This is a genomic window from Alphaproteobacteria bacterium (genome assembly GCA_026400645.1).
GTDB lineage: Bacteria > Pseudomonadota > Alphaproteobacteria > Paracaedibacterales > CAIULA01 > JAPLOP01.
Genome location: JAPLOP010000031.1, coordinates 22616 through 34358 on the forward strand (window position 1 = coordinate 22616; position 11743 = coordinate 34358).

At 45.7% G+C, this 11743-nt stretch carries 6 protein-coding genes; all 6 read left to right on the forward strand.

The genetic code is table 11. The annotated features are described in order from the left end of the window. Nucleotides 1–84: 84 nt before the first annotated feature. On the forward strand, nucleotides 85–4257 hold the full coding sequence (gene rpoB / locus NTX76_05375; GenBank protein ID MCX7338690.1) for a DNA-directed RNA polymerase subunit beta: 4173 nt from the start codon (nucleotides 85–87) through the stop codon (nucleotides 4255–4257). A 61-nt stretch (nucleotides 4258–4318) separates the two neighbouring features. Then, nucleotides 4319–8491: a DNA-directed RNA polymerase subunit beta' gene (gene rpoC / locus NTX76_05380; GenBank protein MCX7338691.1), complete on the forward strand. Its 4173-nt coding sequence runs from the start codon at nucleotides 4319–4321 to the stop codon at nucleotides 8489–8491. Between the two features lie 110 nt (nucleotides 8492–8601). Beyond that, nucleotides 8602–8973 carry a 30S ribosomal protein S12 gene (rpsL, locus tag NTX76_05385; protein ID MCX7338692.1) on the forward strand — a complete coding sequence of 124 codons (372 nt, stop codon included), beginning with the start codon at nucleotides 8602–8604 and terminating at the stop codon, nucleotides 8971–8973. A gap of 63 nt (nucleotides 8974–9036) precedes the next feature. Then, nucleotides 9037–9507 (forward strand): 30S ribosomal protein S7, encoded by a 471-nt coding sequence (gene rpsG, locus NTX76_05390; GenBank protein ID MCX7338693.1) that lies wholly within the window; start codon nucleotides 9037–9039, stop codon nucleotides 9505–9507. 6 nt (nucleotides 9508–9513) lie between these two features. After that, the gene (fusA, locus tag NTX76_05395) at nucleotides 9514–11592 is read left to right on the forward strand and encodes an elongation factor G (GenBank protein MCX7338694.1); all 2079 of its coding nucleotides are present in this window, start codon (nucleotides 9514–9516) and stop codon (nucleotides 11590–11592) included. A gap of 23 nt (nucleotides 11593–11615) precedes the next feature. Continuing rightward, nucleotides 11616–11743 (forward strand): GTP-binding protein (locus tag NTX76_05400; protein MCX7338695.1); only part of this gene is annotated, 128 nt, incomplete at its 3' end.

Below are 11743 nucleotides of genomic sequence, written 5' to 3' on the forward strand. Positions count from 1 at the left end.
CTTTTATTCATCAACGAAACAATAAAAGCGCAAAAAACAAGAATTATCAGGCATATATTAAGCACATTTGGGGGAACGGTATCGATGGTTAGATCGTATACAGGACGTAAAAGATTTCGTAAATCGTTTGGGCGTATTGAGGAAGTAACTCCGCTGCCAAACTTGATTGCAATGCAAAAATCGTCTTATGAAAGCTTTCTGCAAATAAAAGTAGCGCCCGAAAAGCGCGAAACCATTGGACTTCAAGAGGTGTTTAAATCCCTTTTTCCAATCAAGGACTATGCCGGCAAATCACAGCTGGAGTTTTTCAAATACGATTTTGATACACCAAAATACGACGAGGATGAATCCCGCCAAAGGGGAATGACGTATTCGGCGCCTTTAAAAGTAACATTCCGCCTTGTTGTTTGGGATGTTGATGCTGATACCGGGTCCAGGACAATTCGTGACATTAAAGAACAAGACGTTTATATGGGTGACATCCCCCTGATGACGGATCGCGGAACCTTTGTCATTAATGGTATCGAGCGCGTTATCGTTTCCCAAATGCACAGAAGTCCCGGTGTGTTTTTTGATCATGATCGCGGAAAAACACATTCATCGGGGAAATTTTTGTTCGCAGCCAGAATTGTTCCCTATCGTGGGTCTTGGTTGGATTTCGAATTTGATCCAAAAGATATGATTTTTGTCCGTGTTGATCGTCGTCGTAAATTGCCGGTGACCACATTTTTGATGGCTTTGGAAAGTGCAGAAACAGAAAAACTGCGCCGTGAAAAAGCAGATGGCGCAGATATTACTATTCCCAACAATACGGGAATGTCCCGTGAGGAAATTCTAAATACATTTTATAAAACAATCATTTATTCGCGAAATGCACAAGGCTGGACGACATCCTTTATTCCAGAACGCTGGAAGGGTATCAAGCTTGTCAGTAATTTGGTTGATGCGCAAACGGGGGAAATAGTCGCCGAAGCAGGGACTAAGCTGACCCCACGCATGACAAAGAAGCTAGCAACGAATGGTCTTTTGGATATTCAGGTTGCTGCTGAAGAGTTGCTTGGCCAAAATATCGCCAATGATTATATTAACGAAGAAACAGGCGAAATTTATTTAGAGGCCGGGGATGAGATCACTGCTGAAACACTTGAAACATTAGAGAAAATAGCTGTCGAACGGTTACCAGTTCTTTATATTGATCATGTGAATGTGGGATCCTATTTACTGCAAACCTTGATGGCAGATAGAAGCCAAAACCGCGAAGAAGCCTTAATCGATATTTATCGTGCCTTGCGCCCAGGCGAGCCCCCAACCGTAGAAGGTGGAGAAGCGTTGTTCAGAGGTCTGTTCTTTGATTCTGAACGCTATGATCTATCAGCTGTTGGTCGTGTTAAAATGAATGCACGTTTGGGACTGAAAACACCAGATACGGTCCGCACCCTAAGGAAAGAAGACGTCGTTCATATCATTAGAATGTTGCTCGAGCTTAAAGATGGCCGTGGCGAGATTGATGATATTGACAACCTTGGAAACAGACGCGTCAGGTCGGTTGGTGAGCTTTTAGAAAATCAATACAGGTTGGGCATCGTTAGAATGGAGCGCGCTATACGTGAACGTATGGGATCCGTCGAAGTCGATACCGTGATGCCGCATGATTTGATTAATGCGAAACCCGTTGCAGCAGCGATCAGAGAATTTTTTGGATCATCCCAGTTGTCACAGTTTATGGACCAAACGAATCCTTTGTCCGAAATTACGCACAAAAGGCGTTTGTCCGCATTGGGACCTGGTGGATTGTCCAGAGACCGTGCCGGTTTCGAAGTCCGAGACGTTCACCCAACCCATTATGGCCGTATTTGTCCGATTGAAACACCGGAAGGGCCGAATATCGGGTTGATTAACTCGTTGGCCACCTATGCGCGTGTTAACAAATATGGCTTCATCGAAAGCCCCTATCGCAAAGCATCGAATGACGTTGTGACGCCAGAAGTTGTTTATTTGACAGCCATGGAAGAGGGGCGGCATACGATTGCCCAGGCCAGCATCAAACTGGATAAAGACGGAAACATGCTGGAAGAGTTTCTAACCTGTCGTAAGGCCGGCGAGTACGGAATTTATTCCAGGTCAGAAGTCGACCTTGTGGACGTTTCCCCAAAACAGCTGGTTTCTGTGGCCGCATCGTTGATTCCATTTTTGGAAAACGATGACGCCAGCCGTGCGCTTATGGGATCGAACATGCAACGGCAAGCCGTTCCGTTGGTTAAGACAGCAGCACCGTTAATTGGTACGGGAATGGAATATATCGTTGCCAGAGATTCGGGCGCTGCCATTGTTGCAAAACGATCCGGAATTATTGACCAAGTCGATGGAAAACGAATCGTTGTTCGGGCTACAGATGATGAAGAAGTCAACGAAAGTAACGTTGGTGTCGATATCTATAATCTGCAGAAATTCCAAGGGTCCAACATGAGCACCTGCATTAACCAAAAACCATTGGTTAGGACGGGTGACATTGTGAATAAGGGCGATATTATTGCCGACGGTCCTGCAACGGATCTTGGCGAATTGGCTTTGGGCCGAAACGTTCTGGTCGCGTTTATGTCATGGCAGGGATATAACTTCGAAGACTCGATCGTTATTTCCGATCGCATTGGTCAGGATGACGTGTTTACGTCGATTCACATCGATGGATTCGAGCTGATGGCCCGTGATACAAAGCTTGGCAACGAGGAAATAACCCGTGATATTCCCAATGCAGGGGAAGAATCTTTGCGGAATTTGGATGAATCCGGAATTATTTATGTTGGGGCCGAGGTTGGTCCTGGGGATATTTTGGTTGGAAAAGTAACGCCAAAAGGCGAAGTTCCCATGACACCCGAAGAAAAACTTTTGCGAGCCATTTTTGGGGAAAAAGCATCCGATGTACGGGATAGTTCCCTTAGGGTTCCACCAGGGGTTAGCGGTACCGTTGTTGAAGTTCGCGTCTTTTCAAGGCGTGGCGTCGACAAGGACGAGCGTTCAGTTGCAATCGAACGGCAAGAAATCGAACGATTGGCGAATGATCGTAATGCCGAAAGAACTATTCTGGAAAGAAGCTATTATAAGCATCTGCAAGAAAAACTTTTGGGTCAAACGATCGTTAGTGCGCCGCGTGGAATTTCTGCAAAGGGAGTTATTGACGCTAAGCTTTTGTCGGAACTTACGCATACACAGTGGCATCAATTGACCATCGATAACGACGTCGTCATGACAGAGATCGAGGAAATGAAGCGTCAGTTGGATGTTGGTATTACGCGCTTGCAAACAGTGTTTGAGGGCAAGGTTGATAAACTTCGTCGTGGTGATGAGTTGCCTCCTGGCGTCTTGAAGATGGTTAAGGTCTTTATCGCTGTTAAGCGGAAGCTCCAGCCGGGCGATAAAATGGCCGGACGTCACGGAAACAAAGGTGTTGTATCGCGAATTGTTCCTTTGGAGGACATGCCTTATCTAGAAGATGGTACACCGGTCGATATTATTTTGAACCCGCTGGGTGTTCCATCGCGTATGAACGTTGGGCAGATCCTGGAGATTCACTTGGGTGCTGCATCGGCAGCCTTTGGTAAGCAAATTGATGCAGCATTGCAACAATATAAAGCCAAAAAGATCAAGGTTGATGCGCTTAAGGAAACGTTGTTCAAGGTTTACGAGGCTCCGGCTGACAGGGCGGATATCAATGAGCTTACCAATGATCAGCTGATCGAACTTTGTGGCAATCTTGGCAAGGGTGTTCCCATGGCGACACCAGTTTTTGATGGTGCGCATTTGGCGGAAATCGAAGACCAATTGAGCAAAGCTGGCCTGGATACATCGGGACAGGTTGTTTTGTATGATGGACGAACGGGCGAACAGTTTGATCGCAAAGCAACAGTTGGCCATATTTATATGCTTAAGCTTCACCATTTGGTTGATGATAAAATCCATGCGCGTTCCATCGGACCGTACAGCTTGGTTACGCAGCAACCTTTGGGTGGTAAGGCGCAGTTTGGTGGGCAGCGATTTGGTGAAATGGAAGTCTGGGCCCTAGAAGCATACGGTGCGGCTTACACGTTGCAAGAAATGTTGACGGTTAAGTCGGATGATGTCGCGGGTCGTATGAAAGTTTACGAAGCCATCGTTCGGGGCGACGATAATATGGAAGCCGGTATCCCAGAATCATTTAACGTGCTCGTAAAGGAGCTTAGGTCTTTGGGGCTAAACATGTCTTTTGATCATAAATCATAATTCATTCATTTTTGGTGTATTTTGGTTGTCGTACCAGGGAATCGTATAAGGAGTTTTAAGAATGAGTCGTGCGTCACATAATAATTTCGGGAGTAATGAAATTTCCCCTGGATTCGATTCAATTCGAATCTCTATAGCCAGTCCGGAACAAATCCGGTCTTGGTCTTATGGGGAAGTGAAGAAACCAGAAACAATTAACTATCGTACCTTTAAGCCAGAACGGGATGGATTGTTCTGTGCCAGGATTTTTGGCCCCATCAAGGACTATGAATGCTTGTGCGGGAAATACAAGCGGATGAAATACCGCGGCATCGTTTGCGAAAAATGCGGTGTCGAAGTGACCTTGAGCAAGGTAAGACGTGATCGCATGGGTCATATCGAGCTTGCTTCACCCGTGGCACATATTTGGTTTACAAAATCTTTACCAAGCCGAATTGGTATGCTTTTGGATATCGCGCTTAAAGATTTGGAAAAAATTCTCTATTTCGAGAGTTATGTTGTAACTGATCCGGGGATGACACCGTTTAAAACGCAGCAGCTGCTGACAGAAGAAGAATACGCCCAGGCTCAGGACGAATACGGCGAAGAAGCCTTTAAAGCCAGTATCGGGGCAGAGGCATTAAAGGATCTTTTGTCAAAAATCAATCCTGAAACGGAAAGTGAACGCCTACGCGAAGAATTAATCGAAACAACATCGGAAATCCGGCGGAAAAAAACCGTTAAGCGGTTAAAGCTGATCGAAGCGTTCTTGGAATCAAAAACGAAACCAGAGCATTTGATCCTAGAAGTCGTGCCGGTTATTCCACCAGAATTGCGCCCGCTTGTTCCACTGGATGGCGGACGTTTTGCAACCAGCGATCTGAATGATCTGTACAGACGGGTCATCAACAGAAACAATCGTTTAAAGCGGTTGATAGAATTACGCGCACCAGACATTATTGTCCGTAACGAAAAAAGAATGCTGCAAGAAGCCGTTGATGCGTTGTTTGATAACGGGCGTCGTGGTCGGGCAATCACGGGGGCCAACAAGCGTCCGCTTAAATCACTGGCCGATATGTTAAAAGGGAAACAGGGTCGTTTCCGTCAGAACCTTCTTGGAAAGCGTGTCGATTATTCCGGACGTTCTGTGATCGTTGTGGGGCCAGAATTAAAGCTGCATCAGTGTGGTTTGCCCAAAAAAATGGCACTTGAGCTGTTTAGACCCTTTATCTATTCACGGTTACAACGGTATGGATTGGCCAGCACATTAAAGGCCGCCAAACGCATGGTCGAAAAAGAACGCCCAGAAGTATGGGATGTTTTAGAGGATGTGATCAGAGAGCATCCGGTTATGCTAAACCGTGCGCCGACGTTGCATAGATTGGGTATTCAAGCATTTGAACCAATTCTGATCGAAGGAAAAGCAATTCAATTGCATCCGCTTGTTTGTGCGGCGTTTAATGCTGACTTTGACGGGGATCAAATGGCGGTCCATATTCCGTTGTCCTTGGAATCGCAGTTGGAATGTCGTGTTCTGATGATGTCAACGAATAACATCTTGAGCCCATCGAACGGCCGTCCAATTATTGTTCCGTCCAAGGATATCGTTTTGGGTCTGTATTATTTGTCACTAGAGACTGAAGGCTTGCCAGGCGAGGGATCGATTTTTGGAAGTATCGCTGAAGCTGAATTCGCCCTTCAGGAAAAAGTTGTCGAGCTGCATACCAAGATTTTTGCACGGACAGCCTATTATACAGAGGCCGGTGACGTTTATTACAAGCGCGTTCCGACAACTCCAGGTCGTATGATCCTGGGGCAGCTTTTGCCGGCTCATGAGAAGGTTCCCTATGATGTTGTGAACCAAATTTTGACCAGCAATGAAATTGGTAACTTGGTTGATACTGTCTATCGCCATTGCGGACAAAAAGAGACCGTGATTTTCGTTGATCATATTATGGGCCTTGGCTTTAAATATATGACAAAGGGTGCAATTTCATTTGGTAAGGATGACTTGATTATCCCGGAAGAAAAGACAAAGCTTATTGCCCAAACGAAAACAATGGTCAACGAATATGAACAACAGTATCTAGATGGTTTGATTACTCAGGGTGAAAAGTACAACAAGGTTGTCGATATTTGGGATCGCTGTACCGATAAGGTTGCCGAAGCCATGATGAAAGTTATGTCGCAAAGCAAACCAGGGGAGCCTGTGAATTCGGTCTATATGATGGCCCATTCAAAAGCGAGAGGATCGGCCGCACAGATGAAGCAGCTGTCCGGTATGCGTGGTTTGATGACAAAGCCGTCAGGGGATATTATCGAAACACCTATTATCTCCAACTTTAAAGAGGGGCTAACGGTTCACGAATACTTTATTTCAACCCACGGAACACGTAAAGGTTTGGCGGATACGGCATTGAAGACGGCAAACTCTGGGTACCTAACCAGAAGGCTTGTTGACGTTGCGCAGGATTGCATTATCACCGAAGACGATTGTGGAACAACCCGTGGCATTAAGATTCGTTCAGTGGTCGAGGGAGCCAATACGATCATCAGCTTAGCGGATCGCGTTTTGGGCAGGTGTACAACCAATTCGATTGTTCATCCGCAAACCGATGTTGTTATTGCCGAGGAAAGCCATCTAATCAACGAAGATGTTTTGGATGCGATTACCGAAGCCGGCATTGACGAAGTCACAATCAGGTCCGTATTAACGTGCGAAACCGAAGTTGGAATTTGTGCCAAATGTTATGGCAGAGATTTGGCGCGTGGCACAATCGTTAGTAATGGCGAGGCTGTTGGTGTTATTGCGGCTCAATCAATCGGGGAGCCTGGTACTCAGCTAACGATGCGTACGTTCCACATTGGTGGAGCTGCCCAACGTGCGGCGGAACAATCCAGCATAGAGTCGGCACATAATGCAACCATCGCGTTTAAGAACGTATCATTTGCTAAAAATAGCGCCGGGGCAAATGTTGTGATTTCTAGAAACAGCGAATTAGTTCTGGTTGGCGATCAGGGCAGGGAACGCGTACGGTATAAAGTTCCTTATGGGTCTAAATTATTGGTCGCAGAGGGCGATGCCGTTAAGTTGGGACAACGTCTTGTTGAATGGGATCCTTATACGATTCCTGTTCTGACAGAAAAAGATGGTATAGCGCATTACGTTGATTTGGTTGAAAACCAGTCGTTACGCGAAGTTGTGGACGAATCAACAGGTATTTCGAATCGTGTTGTTGTTGACTGGAAACAAAACTCCCGTGGCGGAGATTTGCGCCCCATGATCAGCATCCGCGATGAAAAAGGGAACCCTGTTGTTCTGCAAACGGGCATAGAAGCGCGTTATCATTTGCCGGTTGATACGATTATCAATGCGGATAATGGTGCACGGGTTTATGCGGGTGACGTCATTGCGCGTATCCCGATTGAAAAAATGAAAACACGTGATATTACTGGTGGTTTGCCGCGCGTTTCTGAGCTTTTCGAGGCACGTCATCCAAAGGATGCGGCAATTATCGCTGAATTTGATGGACGCGTTGAGTACGGCAAGGACTATAAAGCAAAGCGTAGAATTATCATTCTTCCTGAAAATGATGAACGCCAACCGTTGGAATATTTGATTCCCAAGGGGCGGCACATTACAGTTCACGAGGGGGATTACGTTAAGCGAGGAGAATTGTTGGTGGATGGTAACGCTGTTCCCCATGACATTTTGCGAATCCTGGGTGTGGAGGCGCTTGCTGCCTATCTTGTCAGCGAAATTCAACAAGTTTATCGCTTGCAGGGTGTTCCAATTAACGATAAACATATCGAGGTCATCGTCAGGCAAATGCTTCAAAAGCACGAGATTACCGATGGTGGGGATTCGCAGTATATCGTTGGTGAGCAAGTTGATCGAAGTGAATTTGAGAAGATAAACAAGGGACTAGAATTGGAAGGCAAAAGACCTGCTCAGGGGATGCCCGTTCTTCAGGGAATCACCAAGGCATCCTTGCACACCAAGTCCTTTATTTCTGCTGCATCCTTCCAGGAGACAACACGTGTCCTGACGGAGGCTGCCGTATCAGGTAAGGTGGATGATCTTGTTGGCCTAAAGGAGAACGTCATCGTTGGCCGTTTGGTGCCTGCAGGTACTGGTAGCGTTGTCAGTAAGCTTCGTGCCCTTGCCGCTAGCAGGGATCAAGAAGCCATGGACCAGAGCGCAGCCAGAGCCGAAGAAAGCCGCGAACAGTATCGGAAAACGACTGTCGCATAGTAACAAAGCGCTTGACAAGGAAGGCCAGCCATAATAGCATCTTCAATAATGTTGTCGATGGCGGGGTCTTCTTTGTAGAAGATGCTATTTGAGTAATAGAAAGAAAATAAATGCCAACAGTTAATCAGCTCATTCGTAAACCTAGAGAACCAAAAGTCGCTCGGAATAAAGTTCCGGCTCTCGAAAGTTGCCCTCAAAAAAGAGGTGTCTGCACACGCGTCTTTACGACGACCCCTAAAAAGCCAAACTCAGCTTTGCGTAAGGTCGCCCGTATTAGACTGACAAATGGTTTTGAAGTAACCGGATATATTCCTGGTGAAGGTCATAACTTACAAGAGCACTCTGTCGTATTGATTCGCGGCGGCCGTGTAAAGGACTTACCGGGTGTTCGGTACCACATTATTCGTGGTGCTTTGGATACCCAGGGTGTAAAAAACAGAAAGCAAGCTAGATCAAAATATGGATCAAAAAAGCCTAAGTAATAGCTCTTTTGATAAAGTTAAGGTATTTGGTCTTTTTAAAACGTTAAGAAGGAACAAGGTAGTATGTCACGTCGTAGAGCCGCTGAGAAAAGAGAAGTTTTGCCGGATTCAAAATTTGGTGATGTTGTTTTGATGAAATTCGTCAATAGTTTGATGTATGAAGGTAAAAAATCTGTCGCGGAGGGTATCATTTACGGCGCTCTCGACAAGATTCATGGCAAGGGTGGAAAAAACTCGCTGGATCTATTTCATGATGCGCTGGAAAATGTAAAACCATCGTTGGAGGTTCGTTCCAGGCGCGTTGGTGGTGCAACCTACCAAGTTCCAACTGAAGTTCGTTACAATCGGGCTCAGGCATTGGCTATTCGTTGGATTATCAACGCTTCGAGAAAAAGATCGGAGAAAACCATGATCGATCGTCTTTCATCTGAGTTGTTGGACGCATCAAACAACAGGGGATCTTCTGTAAAGAAACGCGAAGACACTCACAAGATGGCCGAAGCAAACAGAGCATTTGCTCACTATCGTTGGTAGGTTAACATGGCAAGAGTAACACCCCTAAGTCACTATCGTAATATTGGCATCATGGCTCATATCGATGCTGGAAAAACGACGACGACAGAACGCATCCTGTATTACACAGGAAAATCATATAAAATTGGTGAAGTTCATGAAGGCACTGCCGTTATGGACTGGATGGAGCAAGAGCAAGAACGCGGGATAACAATTACATCTGCCGCGACGACTTGTTTTTGGCGCGATAACCGCATTAACATTATTGACACCCCTGGACACGTTGATTTCACAATCGAAGTCGAAAGAAGTCTTAGGGTTTTGGATGGTGCTGTTGCTGTGTTTGATGGCGTTGCGGGTGTTGAGCCCCAATCCGAAACAGTTTGGCGTCAAGCTGACAAATATAACGTTCCAAGAATCTGCTTCGTTAACAAAATGGACCGCGTTGGTGCTGATTTTTATCGTTGCGTTGACATGATCATTGATCGTTTGGGGGCAAAACCTGTTGTTTTGCAGTTGCCAATTGGATCTGAAAGCGATTTTGTCGGCGTGATCGATTTGGTCAAAATGGAAGCAATCGTATGGCAAGATGATTCACTTGGTGCAAAATTTGACATCCTTCCAATTCCCGATGATCTGCGCGCAAAGGCGAATGACTATCGACTAAGACTGCTAGAGACAGTCGTCGAAGCTAACGATGTCATCATGGAATCATACCTAGAGGGCAAAGAACCAACAGCGGAACAAATCGTTGACTGTATCCGTAAGGGTGTTTTGAATGGTTTATTCGTTCCTGTATTGTGTGGAACAGCCTTTAAGAACAAGGGCGTTCAGCCACTATTGGATGCGATCGTTGACTATTTACCAGCTCCAGGAGACGTCGGTTCAGTCGAAGGAATCGAAATGGATAGCGACGATGTAAAAGTCATTCGGAAAGCTGACGATTCAGAGCCGCTTGCTGCTTTGGCATTTAAAATCATGACAGACCCGTTTGTTGGATCTATTACCTTTGTGCGTATTTATTCTGGTCGCATTGAATCCGGAACAAGCGTTTTGAATTCGATCAAGGACAGAACGGAACGCATTGGACGTATGTTGTTGATGCATGCAAACAATCGTGAAGACATAAAAGAAGCTGGCGCCGGTGATATCGTTGCCTTGTGTGGATTAAAGTACACAACGACAGGGGAAACACTTTGTGCGCCAAATAAGCCCGTTATTTTAGAAAAAATGGAATTCCCAGATCCGGTCATTGAAATTGCTATTGAACCCAAGACAAAAGCCGACCAAGAAAAAATGGGTGTTGCTTTGGCGCGCTTAGCATCGGAAGATCCATCCTTTAGAATCAGTTCTGATCAGGAAACAGGTCAAACGGTTATTAAGGGCATGGGGGAGTTGCATTTAGAAATTAAGGTTGATATACTCAGGCGTGAATACAAGGTCGAGGCGAATATTGGTGCTCCTCAGGTTGCCTATAGGGAAACGATCACAAAAGCCAATGAGATCGATTATACCCATAAAAAGCAATCGGGTGGTGCGGGTCAGTTCGCTAGAATTAAGCTTCTGTTTGAACCATTAGCACCTGGATCAGGATTTGTTTTCGAAAATAAGGTTGTTGGTGGATCTGTTCCAAAAGAATATATACCTGGCGTAACAAAAGGCTTGCATTCAGCTATGGAAACTGGTGTTGTAGCAGGGTATCCGCTTATTGATTTTAAAGCCACATTGACTGATGGTGCTTACCATGATGTCGACTCAAGTACACTAGCTTTCGAAATCGCTGCAAGGGCAGCCTTTAGAGAAGGCATCGTGAAATGTGCTCCTAAATTGTTGGAGCCCATTATGAAGGTTGAAGCGGTAACCCCAGAAGATTATATGGGCGATGTTATTGGCGATTTGAACAGTCGTCGTGGACAAATTACAGGAATGGACCAGCGCGGAAATGCACGTGTTATTAATGCAATGGTGCCCCTGGCAAACATGTTTGGATACGTCAATACACTAAGGTCAATGAGCCAAGGGAGAGCACAATTCTCCATGGTATTTGATCATTATGAGCAAGTTCCGCAACATGTAGCGGAAGAGATTAAAGCAAAACAAGCATAACGAAAGAATGAGGAACACAAGCGATGTCTAAAGCAAAATTTGAGCGGAACAAGCCGCACTGCAACATAGGAACGATTGGCCACGTTGACCACGGTAAAACATCATTGACTGCTGCGATTACGAAAGTATTGGCAGAAACCGGTGGTGCGAA

Excerpts from the sequence above, each read along its gene's own strand:
- rpsL (MCX7338692.1), top strand. The coding sequence starts at position 8,602 with ATGCCAACAGTTAATCAGCTCATTCGTAAACCTAGAGAACCAAAAGTC.
- rpoB (MCX7338690.1), top strand. The coding sequence starts at position 85 with ATGGTTAGATCGTATACAGGACGTAAAAGATTTCGTAAATCGTTTGGG.
- fusA (MCX7338694.1), top strand. The coding sequence starts at position 9,514 with ATGGCAAGAGTAACACCCCTAAGTCACTATCGTAATATTGGCATCATG.
- rpoC (MCX7338691.1), top strand. The coding sequence starts at position 4,319 with ATGAGTCGTGCGTCACATAATAATTTCGGGAGTAATGAAATTTCCCCT.
- rpsG (MCX7338693.1), top strand. The coding sequence starts at position 9,037 with ATGTCACGTCGTAGAGCCGCTGAGAAAAGAGAAGTTTTGCCGGATTCA.